Source organism: Streptomyces sp. NPDC051582 (genome assembly GCF_040681715.1).
Lineage (GTDB): Bacteria > Actinomycetota > Actinomycetes > Streptomycetales > Streptomycetaceae > Streptomyces.
Map to the genome: position 1 here is coordinate 26,638 of NZ_JBFAZJ010000025.1, position 16,684 is coordinate 43,321.

A 16,684-nucleotide genomic window follows, 5' to 3' on the forward strand; every position below is an offset into this window, starting at 1 on the left:
CCGAAGGTGCGTCTTCCGGGGGCCTACACGGCCGACTCCGGGGCGATCCTGCTGCGTACCGCCGACTGGACGTCCTCTTCCTCGGCGGGGTCCGCCGCCAGGCGGCGCAGGCGCGGCGCCACCCGGGCGTCCGCCGTCTCCGCGTGGTGGGCGGCCACCTCGCGGGTGGTCTCCTCGCAGTCCCAGAGGCATTCGACGGCGAAGCCGGCGGCGAAGGAGGGGTCCGTGCTGGCCAGGGCGCGCGCCGCGCGCCCGCGCAGGTGGGACGAGGCCGTCTCGCGGTAGATGTGGCGCAGCACCGGAGCCGCGCAGCCGATGGACAGCCGGCCGGCGCCGTCGACCAGGGCGAACAGCCGCTGGGCGTCCGGGCCGGAGCCGCGCACCGTCGAGCGCAGGGCGCCCAGTACGAGTGCGGTGTCCTCGGCGCCGCCCCGGGCGGCCAGGAGGGCGCCCGCGGCCGCGCCCAGCGCGTCGGGGCGGTGGATCCACTGCCGGGCGCGGTCGACGGCCGCGGGGCCGCACATGCGCTCGTAGGCGGCGACGGCCGGCTCGTCGGCGGCGGCTTCGATGAGGTCCAGTACGGCCGGGTTCTCCGGCTCGGCGAGGACCAGGTGGTGCAGGGCGGTGGCCCGGGCGGCCTCGCCGCCCGCTCCGGCGGCGGCCGCGAGGATCGCGGAGCGGTCCTCGGGCGCGGCGACGGCGGCGAGGCAGCGTGCGGCGGGCACGTGCAGCGGGGTGCCGCGGCGCAAGCCGTCGGCGGCCCAGTCGAAGACGGCCTGGACCCCCCAGCCGGGCCGGGGCCCGTTCGGGGTGAGCTGGCGCTGCCAGCGGTCGAAGGAGCCCTGCTGGCGGGCCGCGCGCAGGCGGTCGCCGTACTCGGGTGACCCTTCCCACAGACACCAGGGCCGGGGCTCGTAGGCGTCGCGGACGGCGGCGGCCAGCCGCGCCTCGCCCTCGGCACCGGCCGGGAATCTGGCGAGCACGGGCGCGGCGAGGCCGCGCAGCCCCTCGTCGTCGTCGCGCAGGGCGAGCTCGTCGAGGGCCCAGGCCCAGTTGGCGCCGGAGGCGGCGTAGCGGCGCAGCAGCATGAGCGCGTCGCCGCGGCCGTACGAGGCCAGGTGGCCCAGGACGGACAGGGCGAGGCCCGTCCGGTGGTCCGAGTCGTCGACGAGGTCGTCCGCACTGAAGAGGTGGCTCTCGATGGCGCCGAGGGGGCCGTCGAGATCCACGTACAGGCGTGCGTAGTACAGCGAGCGGTTCTCGACCTGCCAGTCCTGGCGCGGGTCGCTGACCACGCACTGGTTGAGGGCCGCCAGGGCCTCCGCCCGGGGCGCCGCCAGGGCGTGCAGCGTGCCGTCGCCGCGGCCCCGCTGGAGGAGCCCGAGCAGGGTGCCGCTTGGCGCTATGACTGGTTCGAACATGGGAATGGCCTCAAATCAAGCTGGGGACGCAACCGGGAATCGGGATTCACAGGGCCGCGTAACAGCATGTGAGGACGTCCGCCGTCATGTTCCGCTCGATGTAGACCATTGCCTTCTCACTCTCGTCGGTGCTCCGCGACCACGTCGGCCGGGTTCGTGCAGGGGATGGGCCCGGACACCCTGCGTGTCCTGCCCGCTCCTGCCCGTCCGCCATGTCCGCGAATCGAATCCGTCGCCATGATGACCCAGCCGGTTTGTGCGCCGCGACCACATTTACGGCCGCCGTGACCATTCCGTGAGGTGGCGGACCGGTCAGACCCTGCCAGGTCACGGGCAAAAACGGACTACTCGGCTCCGAAGAGTTCCAGCAGGTCGGCCTTGGCGAACATGCGGGCGGTGTCCACGGCGGAGGGGGTTCCGGCGGTCGGGTCGGCCCCTCCGGCGAGCAGCGCGCGGATGACGGTCTCCTCGCCCTTGAAGACGGCGCCGGCCAGCGGGGTCTGGCCGCGGTCGTTGGCGCGGTCGGCTTCTGCGCCGCGGGCCAGCAGGGCCGTGACGGCGGCGGCGTGCCCGTGGTAGGCGGCCAGCATGACGAGGGTGTCGCCCCGGTCGTTGGTGAGGTTGGCCGGTACTCCGGCGTCCAGGTACGCGGTGAGCGTCTCGGTCTCGCCCTGCCGGGCGAGGTCGAAGATCTTGGTGGCCAGCTCGATGACGTCCTCGTCCGGAGCGCCCGGGGAGCCGCCCTGGGTGGGCTCGTGCTCGCTCATCTGTCGTACCGCCTTCCACTCGCTGTTGACGTGAGATTCCCCGGGCCGCGCGGGCAGGGGGGCGTACGGCACTGCGACCGTACGGGTGAATCGCCAGAGTAGCGCCCGGACCTGCACATACGGGGGCCCGGCCGAGGCAAGGATCCCCTTCGTGGCGGACGCGCCAGCCGGGCTGCGCCGGTCAAGTGAAAAAAGCCTGGATTCACCCGTATGCACCTTTTATCGCATTGATACTTCCTGTGAGCCTGGAACAACTGATGGTGACCGTCCCCACCCACCAGGAGAACTTCTCATGATCCTGTCCATCTCAGGCGTCGTCCTGCTCGGCATCATCGCCTTCCTCTTCTTCAAAAAGGACGGGATGAAGCTGTCCCACGCGTTCGTCTGCGCACTGTTCGGCTTCTTCCTCGCCGGCTCCGCCATCGCACCGAGCATCACGGCGAGCACGGCGAGCCTCGCGAGCCTCCTCGGCGGGATCAAGCTCTGACCCCGGCCCCACCGTTCAGCACCCCCGACTCCAGGAGACGACCGTGGCCCGGCGCCCACTCCCCCGCATCCTCGGCAACGGCACCACGTCGCTGGCACGGGGCCGCGACCTCGCTCGCACGGCCGCCGACAACGCCACGGACGTCCTCCATCCGCTCCTCGTCATCGGGCGCGGCCTGCGCGTCCTGGCCTCGGCCGGGCGGCGCAAATGGGGGCAGACGCCCAGGGACAAGCGTGGTCCCGCGCTGTTCCTGGGGGCCGCCTGCGTCCTCGTGGTCGCGCTCGTCCCCTACGGGCCCCTGCTCGCCCTCGTCAGCCTGATGGCGGCGGCGGCCTGGCACGGCCGCGACCGGACCCCGGTCAAGACCGGGCCGAGCGAGGCCGAGGGCGAACGGCTCGGCGCCCTCTACGAGGCGCTGGTGCCGTACTTCTCCATCCCCGAGGACCCGAACCCGCTCTTCGCCCACGGCGGGGAGTGGGACAAGGCCTTCAGCGGCCACGCCTTCGACGAGGCCGGCCGCGTCACCCGGCTCCGGATCCGCTATCCCGCCTACTTCACCGACGGCGAGGCCGCCTCGCGGGCCCGGATCGAGACCCTGCTCCACGCCAAGTCCGGGCGCGGCCGGGAGTACCTCTTCGAATGGGACGAGGAGGGCAACCAGCTCGACCTGACGGTGCTCGCGCCGCTGCCCACGGGAATCGCGGCGCAGCAGTTCGTCACCTCCCCCGGTGAGACGGTGCTCGGCTTCACCGATGCAACCGCGGTGCAGCGCACCCTGCCCGTCCTGGACGACGGGGGGCCGCGCGACGTGCCGCCGGTGATCTGGCGCACCGGCCCCCGTTCCACCGAACCGCACCTGCTGGCCGTCGGCCGGCCCGGCAGCGGAGCCTCCTCCCTGCTGCGCTCGATCGCCCTGCAAGCGCTGCACCACGGGGGTGAGGTACTGATCGTCGAGGGCGGCGGCAGCGGGGAGTTCGCCTGCCTGTCCGGTCGTACGGGCGTCCTGGCCGTGGAGTGCGGTCCGGCGGGGGCGCTGGCCACCCTGGAGTGGGCCGCGCGCGAGACGGAGCGGCGGCTGATCGCCGCGCACCGGGCCCGCGAGGCCGGACGGCCTGCGCCGGAGGACACCCGGCGGCCGCTGTGGATCCTGCTGGACCGGCCCAGCGTGCTCGCCCACCTCGCGACCGCCGAGGGGAGTCCGGACCCGCTGGCCCAGCTCCAGGTGCCGCTGCGGCACGGGCGCGCCGCGCACGTCACGGTGGTGGTGGCGGAGCAGTTCGATCACCTGGAGCTGCTGAACGACGCCGTCTGGCAGCACACCCGGGCCCGGATCGTGCTCGGCCCGGCCGCCGCGCAGCAGATCACCGACGTGCTGGGGCTGCCGCCGCACACCACGCCGACCGCTCAGGTGCCGCCGGGGCGCGGGTACGCGCGGCTCGGCTCGGGCCCCGTGCACCGGGTGCAGGTGCCCGCCACGCCGGACCCGTACGACGACGCCGCGCACCCGGGACACCGCCAGGCGGTGGTGGAGCTGCTGCCGGGGCGGCAGCTGCCGTCCCCGGGCGGGCCCGGCCGGGTGGCGCTCGCGAAGCCGCTGCACATCGTCCAGCCGCCGGCTCGGGCGCAGGGACCGTCGCTCGACGCCGACCTCGCCGAGCTGGAGGCGTTCGACGACGCCGAGGAGGTGCCGGCCGAGACCCCGCCGGCCCGCGGCCCCTGGCCGGTGGGCCCCTGAACCCCTGACCCCTGAACCGCCGAGTCCCCGAGCCCCCGCGCCGTTACGCCACGAACGTGCGCGGGGGCTCCGCCGTGCTGCCGGCAGCACCCGTGCCGACCAGGCGGGCGGCCGCCGCGAGGCGGACCGCCGCCTCCTCGGCCACCGGGCCGCCGACGGTGAACGGCAGCCGGACGTAGCCCTCGAAGGCCCCGTCCACGCCGAACCGCGGCCCCGACGGGACCCGTACGCCGACCCGCTCCCCCACTTCGGCCAGCCGGGAGCCCGACAGCCCGCCCGCCCGCGCCCACAGGGTCAGCCCGCCCCTCGGCACCTCGAACTCCCAGTCCGGCAGCTCCCGGCGCACCGCGGCCACCAGCGCGTCCCGGTTCTCCCGGGCCTGGTCGCGGCGGATCTGCACGGCCTCCGTCCAGCCGCCGGTCCGCATCAGCCAGTTCACCGCGAGCTGCTCCAGCACCGGCGTGCCGAGGTCGGCGTAGGCGCGGGCCGCGACCAGGCTCCGGATCACGTCGGGGGCCGCGCGGACCCAGCCGATCCGCATGCCGGCCCAGAAGGCCTTGCTGGCGGAGCCGACGGTGATCACGGACGACCCGGCCGGGTCGAAGGAGCAGACCGGGCGCGGCATCTCCAGCGCCGGGTCCAGCCGGAGCTCGGCCATGGTCTCGTCGACGACCAGGACCGTGCCGGCCGAACGGGCCGCCTCCACCATGGCGCGGCGCTGCTCGTCCGAGGCCAGCGCCCCGGTCGGGTTGTGGAAGTCGGCGACGACGTACGCAAGGCGCGGCGCGGCGTCGCGCAGCACCTGCCGCCACACCGTCATGTCCCAGCCGGCCAGCCCGTCGGCCATCGCGACGGGTACGAGCCGCACCCCGGCGGCGCGCATGAGCTGGAGGATGTTGGCGTAGGAAGGGGATTCGACGGCGATCCGCTCCCCGCGCCCGGCGAAGAGGCTGCAGATGGCGTCGATGGCGCCCATCGCACCCGTCGTGACCATGATCTGCTCGGGCATGGTGGGGATGCCGCGCTCGGTGTAGCGGTCGGCGAGCATCCGCCGCAGCGCGGGGAGCCCGGCGGGGTAGTCCCCGTGGGTGTGCGCGTAGGGCGGGAGTTCCTCCAGCGCGCCCTGTACGGCCTTGGTGAGCCAGGGCTCGGGCGCGGGGAGCGCGGCGCAGCCGAGGTCGATCATCGACCCGAGGGACTCGGGCGGCAGCGGTTCCAGGCCCCGGGCGGGCAGCGGGTTCCCGGCCGGTACGGAGGTCCAGCTGCCGGCGCCGCGGCGGGACTCCAGGAAGCCCTCCCCGCGCAGGGCCTCGTAGGCGGCGGCGACGGTGGTGCGGGAGAGGGAGAGCGAGGCGGCCAGCTCGCGCTCGGCGGGCAGCCGGGCGGCCACGGGGACGCGGCCTTCGAGGACGAGCAGCCGGATGCCGTCGGCGAGGGTGCGGTACGCCGGGAGCTTGCGCGCCCCGGGCAGACTCGGCCGCTCCTGCTGCGAGGTGATGAGACGGGCGAGCTGTGCGGCACCCACCGCCGAGGTCCACTCTGCCATGTTGTCCGGTCCACCTTTGTCGAATTGGCCCTGCCCGACCCCGGACGGGGCCGGTATTGGCTCGCTTCCGCACCCTCAGACTGTCATGCCGGGATCCACCCGGGCCAGGGGTGCCGCCGCGTTCACCGTGTGGCCACCGTGCGGTCCTCAGGCCGCCGCCTTCCCGCGGGGCACACGGTGCATACTGCGACGGGTGACGCACGTACGCCTTCGCCATCCGTATCTGGACCACCCGGCTCCGATCCCCTTCGCACACCGGGGAGGGGCCGCGGACGGCCTTGAGAACACCGCCGCCGCCTTCCGGCGGGCCGCCGACGCGGGCTACCGGTACTTCGAGACCGATGTGCACGCGACCGCGGACGGGAAGCTGGTCGCCTTCCACGACTCCACCCTCGACCGGGTCACCGACGGGCGGGGCCGGATCGCGGAGCTGACCTGGAGCCGGGTCCGCGAGGCGCGGGTGGCGGGCACCGAGCCGCTGCCGCTGTTCGAGGAGCTCCTGGAGGAGTTCCCCGAGGCCCGCTGGAACATCGACGTCAAGTCCGAGTCGGCCCTGCATCCGCTGGTCAACCTGATCGCGCGGGCGGGCGTCTGGGACCGGGTGTGCGTGGGCTCGTTCTCGGAGAGCCGGGTGGCCCGGGCCCAGAAGATCGCCGGGCCGCGGCTGGCGACCTCGTACGGGGTCCGCGGGGTGGTCGGCCTGCGGTTGCGCTCGTACGCGATCCCGGCGGCGCTGCGGGTCGGGGCGGTGGCGGCGCAGGTTCCGGAGACCCAGGCGGGGATCCGCGTGGTCGACGGCCGGTTCGTACGCACCGCGCACGAGCGCGGACTCCAGGTACACGTGTGGACCGTGAACGAACCGCAACGCATGGAGGCGCTGCTCGACCTGGGAGTCGATGGCATCATGACCGACCGGATCGACATCTTGCGCACGGTGCTGGACCGGCGCGGGGCCTGGGCCTGAGCGGCCGTAGGGCCGCCGCGCCCGGTGGGGCGGCCGCGGCGGTACGGGGACCAGCGAGGGGGCACTCATGAGTGCGCAGACCACGGACGAGGCGGAACCGGGCGCGGAGGACGGCAGAGCCGTCGCCGCCGCGGCCCGCAAGCGCGAGCAGCACGGCTGGTACTTCTACGACTTCGCCTGCTCGGTCTACTCGTCGACCGTCCTGACGGTGTTCATCGGCCCGTACCTCACGGCGATGGCCGAGGCCGCCCAGGACGCGCAGGGGTACGTCCACCCGCTGGGGATCCCGGTCCGGTCCGGCTCGTTCTTCGCGTACGCCGTCTCGATGTCGGTGATCGTCGCGGTGCTGGCGATGCCGCTGGTGGGAGCCGCCGCGGACCGTACGGGCCGCAAGAAGCCGCTGCTCGCGGCGGCGGCCTACACCGGCGCCGCGGCGACCACCGCGATGTTCTTCCTGGGCGGCGAGCGCTACCTGCTGGGCGGCGTCCTGCTGATCGTGGCGAACGCCTCGATGTCCGTGTCGATGGTGCTCTACAACTCCTACCTGCCGCAGATCGCGGAGCCGCAGGAGCGGGACGCCGTCTCCTCGCGCGGCTGGGCGTTCGGCTACACGGCGGGTGCGTTCGTCCTGATCCTGAACCTGGTCCTGTTCCAGTCGCACGAGTCCTTCGGGATCTCCAAGGACGCGGCGGTGCGCATCTGCCTGGCCTCGGCGGGCCTGTGGTGGGGCGCGTTCACGATCATCCCGCTGCGCAGGCTGCGGGACCGGGCGGTGCTCCGGTCGGGCGTCGGCCACGCGGCCGCCGGGTCGGGGTGGAAGCAGCTCGTCGCGACGCTGAAGGACATGCGGCGCCACCCGCTGACGCTGTCGTTCCTGTTGGCGTACCTGGTCTACAACGACGGGATCCAGACCGTGATCTCGCAGGCCTCCGTGTACGGCAAGCAGGAGCTGGAGCTGGAGGACTCGACGCTGATCACGGCGGTACTGCTGGTGCAGATCCTCGCGGTCGCGGGCGCGATGGGGATGGGCCGGCTGGCCGTGTCGTACGGCGCGAAGAAGACCATCCTCGGATCACTGGTGGCCTGGACCGTGACGCTGGCCGCCGGGTACTTCCTGCCGGCCGGCGCGCCCGTGTGGTTCTTCACCCTCGCGTCGATGATCGGGCTGGTGCTGGGCGGCAGCCAGGCACTGTCGCGGTCGCTCTTCTCGCACCTGGTACCGGTGGGCAAGGAGGCCGAGTACTTTTCGGCGTACGAGATGAGCGACCGCGGGGTGAGCTGGGTCGGACCGCTGGTGTTCGGCCTGACGTACCAGGTCACGGGCAGCTACCGGGACGCGATCATCTCGTTGGTGGTCTTCTTCGCACTGGGTTTCGTGCTGCTGGCGCGAGTGCCGGTGCGGCGCGCGGTGGAGGCGGCGGGGAATCCTGTTCCCGAGCGGATCTGAGTGGATCCGAGTGGATCCGGTGGGCTCACCGGCCGAGGTCCGGAGGCGGACACGACCCGGATCTTCATACGAATTCCGAACGGATTTCGACGTTGAAGCGAAGGGCCGGTAGTGTACGCCTTTGGCCTGCCAGCCGGACCGTTACTGCGCGCTAAAGAACTGAAGACGTTGGGTGACATCTGCTGCCAGATGTGACAAAACGGGCACTGGTGGGTACAACAAGGGGCGGCACGACGGGCGACGCATCACCCGGAGCGGGAATCTATACCGCCGACCGGACGTTGACCGGATGACGACGACAGCGACACCTGTCCTGTGGGCGACAAGCCCGGGAGGCACGATTCATGAGTGAGCGAGCTCTCCGCGGTACGCGGCTCGTGGTTACCAGCTACGAGACGGACCGCGGCATCGATCTGGCCCCGCGCCAGGCGGTGGAGTACGCATGCCAGAACGGACATCGATTTGAGATGCCGTTCTCGGTTGAGGCAGAGATTCCGCCGGAGTGGGAGTGCAAGGCGTGCGGCGCCATGGCACTCCTGGTTGACGGGGACGGGCCCGAAGAGAAGAAGGGCAAGCCTGCGCGAACGCACTGGGACATGCTCATGGAGCGGCGCACCCGCGAGGAACTGGAGGAAGTGCTGGCCGAGAGGCTGGCGGTCCTGCGTTCCGGCGCCATGAACATTGCCGTGCATCCGCGGGACAGCCGCAAGTCCGCCTGACAGCCGGACGAGCAGAACAAGAAGCCGAGGGCCCCCGCCACGAACTGTGGCGGGGGCCCTCGGTCTGTTTCCGTCCGCAGGCGGGACTCAGGACTCAGGACTCGGGAATCAGGGCGCCAGCGGCGGCCGGTACCCGGTGTCGGAACCCGGCTCCTGCGGCCGCCGCCGCTGCGGCCCGTCCTCACGGATGACCTCGCCCTGGACGACCTTGCCGTCGGGCTGGTGGATGCGGGCCTGCTGGAAGGCGTCACCGAGGGTGCCCGCCGGGGCCGCGGCCATCTGGCGCTCCAGGGTGCCGCTCAGGCGGCGGCCGGTCCACGCCCGGACGGGCGGGACCAGCAGGAGCAGGCCGGCCACGTCGGAGAGCAGGCCCGGCAGGATCAGGAGCAGGCCGGCCAGCATCGTGAGGCCGTTGCCGCTGCCCGGCTGCGCTTTCGCCGCCTGGGGCGGGGGCTGCTGCCCTTGCTGGGCTTGCTGGGCCTGCTGGAAGGTGTTCGTCAGGTTCTTGAAGGCCCGCCGCCCGGCCCGCTTGATGACCACGACGCCGAGCACGATCCCGCCCGCGAGGAGCGCCGCGACGGTCAGACCGCCGGCCGCGCCGGCGACCAGGCTGAGCAGCCAGATCTCCAGGATCAGCCAGGCGGCGACCGCCAGCGGAAGGAAGGTGCGGGCGCGCGAGCGCCGCCGGGGGGCCGTCGAAAGGGGAACGCCGGTCGTCATACCACCCAGTGTGCCTGGGGTGGCGTAAAAGCGGCCTCAGCCGGAGGTACCGGACATCCCCTAGGGGGTTTCGCGGGTCTTGGCCGGGCCGCCGTCCGCGTTCTTGGGCTTGTCCTGGCCGGTCAGCTTCGCCGCGTGGGCCTTGAGCCCCCACTGGGTGACCCGCCAGAGGGCTTCCACGACGATGTCCTTGCTCATCTTGCTGTCGCCGAACTCACGCTCGACGAAGGTGATGGGCACCTCGACGACGCGGAACCCCTGGCGCACCGCCCGGCGGGCCAGGTCGACCTGGAAGCAGTAGCCCGCGGAGGCGACCTCCTCCAGGCCCAGCCCCTCCAGGGTCTCGCGCCGGAAGGCCCGGTAGCCGCCCGTCACGTCACGGATCGGGACGTCCAGCATCAGCCGGGAGTACACCGAGCCGCCCCGCGAGAGGAACTCGCGGCTCTTGGGCCAGTTGACCACCCGGCCGCCCGGCACCCAGCGCGAACCCAGGACGAGGTCGGCGCCGGCCAGCGCGGTCAGCAGCCTCGGCAGTTCCTCCGGCTGGTGGGAGCCGTCGGCGTCCATCTCGACGAGCACGCCGTAGTCGCGCTCCAGGCCCCAGGCGAAGCCCGCGAGGTAGGCGGCGCCGAGCCCCTCCTTGCCCTTGCGGTGCAGGACGTGCACGTGGTCGTCGGCGGCCGCCAGCTCGTCGGCCAGCTTGCCGGTGCCGTCGGGGCTGTTGTCGTCGGCGACGAGGACGTGCGCCCCGGGCACCGCCGCGCGCACTCGGCCGACGATCGGGCCGATGTTCTCCGCCTCGTTGAAGGTCGGAATGATCACCAAGGCCGTGCCGAGCGGTCCCTGCCCTCGCTGTCCGCCGTCGCTCACTGGGTCCGCCTTCGTGTTCTTGTACGTCCTGTCTCAGAGGATGACTTTAGAACAGTGGCCGGGGCCCGCGGTCCTTCGGGCCGGTCCGGCTCCCGCTGGCTGCGGGTCGCCGTGACCGTTGTCTACTGGACCGCGGGCCCCGGCCGGGGCCACCCTCCCCCGAGTTCCTGCGGAGCAGGGGGGACCACCGTCCCGGCGAAACCTTCCCTCGCCCCCGAGGCGCGGGCGCGCTGAGCAGACGGATCCGCCCGGTTCGGACGTCCGGTGGTGGACCCGGCCGAACCTATCCGGGTCGAAGCGCCGGTACCGAACCGAGGCCGACCGGATCACCCCTGTGGCCGTACGAATACCTCCCGCCCGCCGACGACGGTCGCGAGGCACACGGGCAGATCGCGGCCGGGGGTCAGGTCGGGCAGCCCGGGGGTCCCCGAACGGGGGTCCGTGGACCAGCGGGCGACCCGGTCGTCGGGGGCCTGGACCACCAGTTCGGCGGTCTCCCACAGCGCGTAGTCGGCCGGGGCGCCGGGCACGAGCACGCCCGCGCCGTCGCGGCCCAGTGCCCGCCAGCCGCCCCGGGTGTGGGCCGTGAAGGCGGCCCGTACGGAGATCCGGTGCTCGGGGGTGCGGTGGAAGGCGGCCGCCCGGACGGTGCCCCAGGGGTCGAAGGGGGTCACGGGGGCGTCGGAGCCGAAGGCGAGCGGCACCCCGGCCCTGAGCAGGGCGGCGAATGGGTTGAGCGTACGGGCGCGCTCCGCGCCCAGCCGGTCGGCGTACATGCCCTCCTCGCCGCCCCAGGCCGCGTCGAAGGCGGGCTGGACGGAGGCGGTGAGGCCGAGGTCCGCGAAGGCGGCGATGGTGGCCGGGGTCATCATCTCGGCGTGCTCGACGCGGTGCCGGGCGGCGCGCACGCGGGCGAGGCCGACCTTCTCCGCGGCGGCGCGCACGCCCTCGACGACGGCGGTGAGGGCGGCGTCGCCGATGGCGTGGAATCCGGCCTGGAGGCCCGCCTCGGTGCAGGCGGCCACGTGCTCGGCCACCTCGGCCGCGCCGAGGTAGCCGGTGCCGGTGTGGCCGGCGTCGGCGTACGGGGCGTGCAGGCAGGCGGTGTGGGAGCCGAGGGCGCCGTCCACGAAGAGGTCGCCGGCGGCGCCGATGGCGCCGAGCGCCTTGGCCTGTTCCAGGTCCGTGTCCGCCCAGTAGCCGAAGACGCGGGGGCCCGGCCGCTCGCGGGCGAGGTTCAGGAGGTCCGCGAAGTCCTCGGCGCAGGAGATGTCGGGGCCGCCGCACTCGTGGACGGAGCCGATGCCGAGGGAGGCGGCCCGGTCGAGGGCGGCGCGCTGGGCCTCGGCGCGCTGGGCGGGGGTGACCGCGGCGAGGGCGGCCCTGCGGACGGCGTGGTGGTCCTCGCGGGTCAGCGGCTCGTCGCCGCGGACGGTGACGGCCGGGACGAGGTCCAGCAGGGCGGTGGTGACGACGGCGGAGTGCACGTCGATGCGGCTGAGGTAGAGCGGGCGGCCCGCGGCGGCCTCGTCGAGCTCCTCGCGCCGGGGTGCGCGGCGCTCGGGCCAGCGGGAGGCGTCCCAGCCGTGGCCGAGGAGCACCCGGTCGGCGGGGCGGCGGGCGGCGTACGCGCGCACGAGCCCGAGGGCCTCGGCGAGGGAGGCGGCGCCGGTGAGGTCGAGCCCGGTGAGGGCGAGGCCGGCGGAGGTGGTGTGGACGTGCGCGTCGGTGAAGGCGGGGGTGACGAGCGCGCCGCCGAGGTCGACGACCTCGTCGACGCCCTGCGCGAAGGCGTCGGCGGCGCCTTCGGAGCCGACCCAGGCGACGTGTCCCCGCTCGACGACCATCGCGGTGGCGAAGGGGTCGGCGGGGCTGTGTACCTCGCCCCCGCGCAGGAGGACGGTCCGTTCGGATGCGGGGGCTCCGGCGGCATCGGCGGAGCTGGCGGTGCGGTCTGTCATGCCCTCAGTTTCGCGGGTCCGCCGCCCCGCCTCGACCGCACCCCCGGGGGCGCGGCGGAAAACGCCTCACACGCGGGGCGGGCGGGCCTCGTACGGGGTGGAGAGGACCACCGTGGTGCGGGTCGACACGTGGGCCAGGGCGCGCAGGCGGCCCAGGAGGTCCTCCAGCTCCAGCGGGGTCGCGACGCGCACCTTCAGGATGTAGTTCTCGTCGCCGGCGACGCTGTGGCAGGCCTCGATCTCCGGCACGCCGGCCAGCCGGTCGGCGATGTCGTCCGGCGCGCTCGGGTCGAAGGGCTTCACCGAGATGAAGGCCGTCAGGGGCAGCCCGACGGCTTCGGGGTCGACGACGGCCGCGTACCCGCGGATCACTCCGCGCTGTTCCAGACGGCGTACTCGCTGGTGGACCGCCGACGTGGACAGTCCCGTGGCCTTGCCCAGATCCGTGTAGCTCATCCGCCCGTCCCGCACGAGCAGATCCACGATCTGGCGGTCCAGCTCCTCCATTGCGCTCATAGCCGCTCAACCTAAGGCCCAAGCGTGCTCCAGGCACAGTGCTGTCCGCCCACAAGTGGCACCTGCGGCGGGCATGTGACCAAGGCCACAGGGGTATGTAGGCGTACGCCGGGATGTTGTGGTTACTCGTGCCGCGCGGCGGGAAGTGCTTGCTGTGGCCGAGGCCGTGGAAACTGCCCGCCCGGCCCACTCAAGGGGGAGTACATCCATGCTGAACAGCAAGCGCGCCGGTCGCACCGAACCGGAGCCCCTGGATTTCGTCGATGCCGAGGACGGTGAGTACCTCGAAGACGCCGACGGGTTCGACGGCTTCGAGATCCACCACGCGATCTGCCCGGACTGCGGCCAGTCGATCGCCCTCGTCGCCGACGAGGAGTACCTGCCGGAGCACGCGTTCTGCCTGACCCCGTGGAACCCCTTCGGACTCACGGTGTGCGCGGGTACGGGCCGCCCGTCCTGCGACGCGCTGCCGACGGTGGGCACGGGCCAGGCCGAGCCCCAGGAGCTGGAGGTCGTGCTGCTGGACCTGCCGCAGGGCCTGGACTGGCGGACGCAGCCCTTCTCGCACGTCGGCGGTCCCGGTTCGCGTCCCGTGCGGATGCCGGCGCCGACCCTGCTGCCGCAGATGCGGCAGCACGCGCAGGCCGCCTGACCGACGGCCTTCCGGCCGCCGTCCGCGCCGGATGCCCACCGGGCGGGATCGCTGTCGGGCCGGATCGCTGCCGGGCCGGATCGCTGCCGGGCCGGATCCCCGCCCGTACGGATCCCTACCAGTACGTTCCCTGCACCATCGCCCGGAGGCTGGCGTGGTGCAGGATCAGGCCGTCCGGGTCCGCGGGGATCTCGACCTCCCCGAAGTAGGCCTGCCGGTAGGCGATGCGCAGCATCACGATCCCGTGCCGCAGGGCGGCGTACAGGGTGTGGAACTCCATGTCCCGCGGGATGTGCCCGGTGAGTTCGGCGTACCGGCGCTCCAAGTCGGCGCGGCGCAGGAAGTCGGGCAGGCCGCTCTGGCCGAAACCGACGGTCAGGTCCTGGAAGAAGCGGTGGAGGTAGACGGTCCAGCCGAGGTCGACCTCGCGCGGGGCGTACCCGGCCATCTCCCAGTCCAGGACGGCCACGGGCTCGAATCCGCCGGCCCGGTAGACGACGTTGCCGATGCGGGCGTCGCCCCAGTTGAGGACGGCGGGGCCCTCGTCCTCGGGCCACAGCTCCTCCAGTCGCTCGAAGGCCCGCTCCAGCAGCGGGGAGGGCGCGAGTCCCTCGACCACCCAGGCGTAGTAGGCGCGTTGGGCGTCGACGTGGCGGCGCAGCGGGCTGCCGGAGCCCGCGGGGAGCAGGAACTCGGCCTCCTCGGCGGGGAACTGGTCGTGCAGCCGGGCCAGCAGGGAGATGCTCGCCTCCTGGAGCTCGGCGCGTTCGGAGTCGCTCGCGGAGTGCAGCCAGTTGCCCTCGTACGTGTAGGGCATGACGTCGGGCGGGACCCGGCCTTCGGCGCGGGCCATGACGAAGAAGGGAGCGCCGAGCGGCCCGGGGTCCTGTTCCAGCCAGAGCACGCGCGGGACGGGCAGGTCGGTGTGGGCGCCGACCAGGCTCATCACGCGGTGCTGGCGGGGCATGTCGTACGTGGGGAACACCGTGTAGGCGGCCGGGTCCGCGGCGAGCCGCAGGGCGCAGGCGCGGACGGGGGTGTCGGGATGCTCGATGTCGAAGAGCAGGGTCTCGCTGGACATGCCGTTGGACGCGGGGACGGAGATGCCCGTGACCTTGGCGCCGGGGAGCTCGGTGTCGAGCCAGGCGGCGAGGCGCCGGCCGAGTTCCTCGGGTTCGCGGGTGGAGGTGCGCGGGCGTGGTGCCGGTGCTGCCATGACTTCCCCTTCCTTCTCTTGGCTCGTGCTGTCGCGGGGCGCCGCGGGGGCCGTTACGGGGGCCGTTACGGCGCGACCGAGCCGTAGTCGGTGAAGCCGCTGGGGTCGTGGCGGCCGAAGCTGCCGTGCTCGAAGATGCCGAAGCCGGTGCGCCCGTCGAGGGTGAAGCGGGCGGAGTGGTCGGTGACGCCGAAGGCGGCCATGGGGTGGGCGGCGGGGTCGGAGAGGTCGTAGACGCGGCGGTCGGTCCAGCCGCGGCCCTGCCAGCTGCCGTGCTGCCAGTCGGAGGCGGGCGGGTAGCCGGCGCCGACGGCGAGCGGGGAGGAGTTCAGGATCTCGACACCGAGTTCGAGGGGTTTGCGGGCGGGGTCGGCGAGGTGGACGACGGCGCTCTCGGGGTGGCGGGTGCCGGGGCGGTAGCGGATCTCCGTCTGGGGCCAGCCGAGCTGCACGTCGTGGCGGCCGCTGTCCTCGGGGAAGACCTGGACGGCCTCGCTGAGGGTGCGGTGGCCGTCCGCGTCCTCCTGCGCGATGACCATGAGGAAGCGGTCCTCGAAGCGGACGGGTATCCAGAGCCAGTGGAAGCCCTCGGGCCGGTGTTCCTCGGCGGCGCGGCCGCCGTCCTCTCCGGGGATGGGGCGCACGCCCCAGCTGCGGTCGCGGGTGCCGGTCCACTCCCCGGGAGTGAGGGCGTACTCCTCCCCCTTGGCGCGGATGGTGCCGGTGACGTGGCCGGCCTGGACGAAGCGGCGGCCTTCGAGCATGAGCCGGTCGCCGCGCCGCTGGACGTGGTGCGGCTCCCAGACGGCGGGGAACTCGGCGGTCCAGGAGATGTCGTACGAGAGTCCGTCGGGGTCGTCGGGGTCGGGATCGCACCGCAGGGTGATCCGCTTCAGGGGTTCGTCGACGGTGATCCGCAGCGGGCCGACGGAGAGGTTCATGCGGTCGTCGGCGAGGGCGTCGGAGGCGCGGACGGCGAGGAGTTCGTCGCCGGTGCGCAGGGTGGCGTAGGCGTCGATGACCCCTGCGTTGGGGTAGACGCCGAGGCCGAGGATGAGGACGGCGCGGCCTGCGTGGTCGAAGACGTGGAAGATGCAGCGGTCGTAGGCGTTGCGGTCGCCTGTGACCAGGTGCTTCATCGACAAAGGGGCCTGGTGGACGGGGTATTCGTCGAGGGGCACGGGTCGGTCCGCGGGCATGGCAAACCTCCTGGGGCAGCGAGCTCGGGCTGATATGACGGTACGTCAGATACCGTGTTCGGGGCCAGGGTTCTGGCACTCCCTGACATCTCGGCACGTCTGGCCACCTGGACGCCGGCGCCTTCCCGCGGCAGCGGCCCGCCGGCCGACCGACGCGACGACCCCCTCCCGTGCGCCCCGGGCGCGCGGTGGCGGGGACGTCTCGAACGGATACCCGGAGGGCGGCGGCGGTTACCCGCGCGTCGGGTGGCGCGTTGGCCCGGTATGACCACGCTCGAAACCCCTGGGACAAGAACGGGAAGGCGGCGGCGTCCCGCGCCCCCCGGCTACGAAGAATCGGTTCCGCGCCCGGAAGAATCGGTTCCGCACCGGCAGCCGGACCCACCGATCTACCATGCGCTGCTGACCCGTTGGGCCGCCGACGGACGCACCCTGCCGGGCCGCCGCGATCCGGAGTGGTCCCG

General features: G+C 73.2%; 15 protein-coding genes. 6 read left to right on the plus strand and 9 right to left on the minus strand.

All coding sequences use genetic code 11. The annotated features are described in order from the left end of the window. Positions 1–23: 23 nt before the first annotated feature. Positions 24–1,421, minus strand: coding sequence for a HEAT repeat domain-containing protein (locus tag AB0M92_RS28010; protein WP_366105084.1), 1,398 nt, complete (start codon positions 1,419–1,421; stop codon positions 24–26). A 344-nt stretch (positions 1,422–1,765) separates the two neighbouring features. Beyond that, complete coding sequence (locus AB0M92_RS28015) at positions 1,766–2,188, minus strand: ankyrin repeat domain-containing protein (RefSeq protein ID WP_366105085.1); 423 nt, start codon at positions 2,186–2,188, stop codon at positions 1,766–1,768. Positions 2,189–2,480: 292 nt separating this feature from the next. Between AB0M92_RS28015 and AB0M92_RS28020 the strand changes: the two genes are divergently transcribed. Both AB0M92_RS28020 and AB0M92_RS28025 read left to right on the plus strand, forming a co-directional pair. Beyond that, entirely contained in the window at positions 2,481–2,675 is a 195-nt protein-coding gene (locus tag AB0M92_RS28020; protein WP_030162614.1) for a hypothetical protein, read from the plus strand. A gap of 43 nt (positions 2,676–2,718) precedes the next feature. Further along, positions 2,719–4,410: a hypothetical protein gene (locus AB0M92_RS28025; RefSeq protein ID WP_366105086.1), complete on the plus strand. Its 1,692-nt coding sequence runs from the start codon at positions 2,719–2,721 to the stop codon at positions 4,408–4,410. Between the two features lie 43 nt (positions 4,411–4,453). Here the strand turns inward: AB0M92_RS28025 and AB0M92_RS28030 are convergent, their stop codons facing one another. Then, positions 4,454–5,956: a PLP-dependent aminotransferase family protein gene (locus AB0M92_RS28030; protein WP_366105087.1), complete on the minus strand. Its 1,503-nt coding sequence runs from the start codon at positions 5,954–5,956 to the stop codon at positions 4,454–4,456. A 193-nt stretch (positions 5,957–6,149) separates the two neighbouring features. Here AB0M92_RS28030 and AB0M92_RS28035 point away from each other — a divergent pair, with 193 nt between their 5' ends. From AB0M92_RS28035 to AB0M92_RS28045, 3 genes are all read left to right on the plus strand, one after another. Continuing rightward, entirely contained in the window at positions 6,150–6,920 is a 771-nt protein-coding gene (locus AB0M92_RS28035) for a glycerophosphodiester phosphodiesterase family protein (RefSeq protein WP_366105088.1), read from the plus strand. A gap of 67 nt (positions 6,921–6,987) precedes the next feature. Next, entirely contained in the window at positions 6,988–8,367 is a 1,380-nt protein-coding gene (locus AB0M92_RS28040; RefSeq protein ID WP_366105089.1) for an MFS transporter, read from the plus strand. Between the two features lie 344 nt (positions 8,368–8,711). After that, positions 8,712–9,086 carry an RNA polymerase-binding protein RbpA gene (locus tag AB0M92_RS28045; protein WP_007262928.1) on the plus strand — a complete coding sequence of 125 codons (375 nt, stop codon included), beginning with the start codon at positions 8,712–8,714 and terminating at the stop codon, positions 9,084–9,086. Positions 9,087–9,194: 108 nt separating this feature from the next. Here AB0M92_RS28045 and fxsA read toward each other — a convergent pair whose 3' ends face one another. The 4 genes from fxsA to AB0M92_RS28065 form a co-directional block, all read right to left on the minus strand. Further along, entirely contained in the window at positions 9,195–9,806 is a 612-nt protein-coding gene (gene fxsA, locus AB0M92_RS28050) for an FxsA family membrane protein (RefSeq protein WP_366105090.1), read from the minus strand. A gap of 60 nt (positions 9,807–9,866) precedes the next feature. Further along, positions 9,867–10,676 (minus strand): polyprenol monophosphomannose synthase, encoded by an 810-nt coding sequence (locus tag AB0M92_RS28055; RefSeq protein ID WP_366105091.1) that lies wholly within the window; start codon positions 10,674–10,676, stop codon positions 9,867–9,869. A gap of 326 nt (positions 10,677–11,002) precedes the next feature. Then, entirely contained in the window at positions 11,003–12,637 is a 1,635-nt protein-coding gene (locus AB0M92_RS28060; RefSeq protein WP_366105092.1) for an amidohydrolase, read from the minus strand. A gap of 66 nt (positions 12,638–12,703) precedes the next feature. Beyond that, complete coding sequence (locus AB0M92_RS28065) at positions 12,704–13,144, minus strand: Lrp/AsnC family transcriptional regulator (protein ID WP_030011705.1); 441 nt, start codon at positions 13,142–13,144, stop codon at positions 12,704–12,706. Between the two features lie 217 nt (positions 13,145–13,361). Between AB0M92_RS28065 and AB0M92_RS28070 the strand changes: the two genes are divergently transcribed. After that, positions 13,362–13,805 (plus strand): hypothetical protein, encoded by a 444-nt coding sequence (locus tag AB0M92_RS28070; RefSeq protein ID WP_366105093.1) that lies wholly within the window; start codon positions 13,362–13,364, stop codon positions 13,803–13,805. A gap of 115 nt (positions 13,806–13,920) precedes the next feature. Here AB0M92_RS28070 and AB0M92_RS28075 read toward each other — a convergent pair whose 3' ends face one another. Next, complete coding sequence (locus tag AB0M92_RS28075; RefSeq protein WP_366105094.1) at positions 13,921–15,021, minus strand: phosphotransferase family protein; 1,101 nt, start codon at positions 15,019–15,021, stop codon at positions 13,921–13,923. 65 nt (positions 15,022–15,086) lie between these two features. Continuing rightward, positions 15,087–16,220 (minus strand): hypothetical protein, encoded by a 1,134-nt coding sequence (locus AB0M92_RS28080; RefSeq protein WP_366105096.1) that lies wholly within the window; start codon positions 16,218–16,220, stop codon positions 15,087–15,089. Positions 16,221–16,684 lie beyond the last annotated feature (464 nt).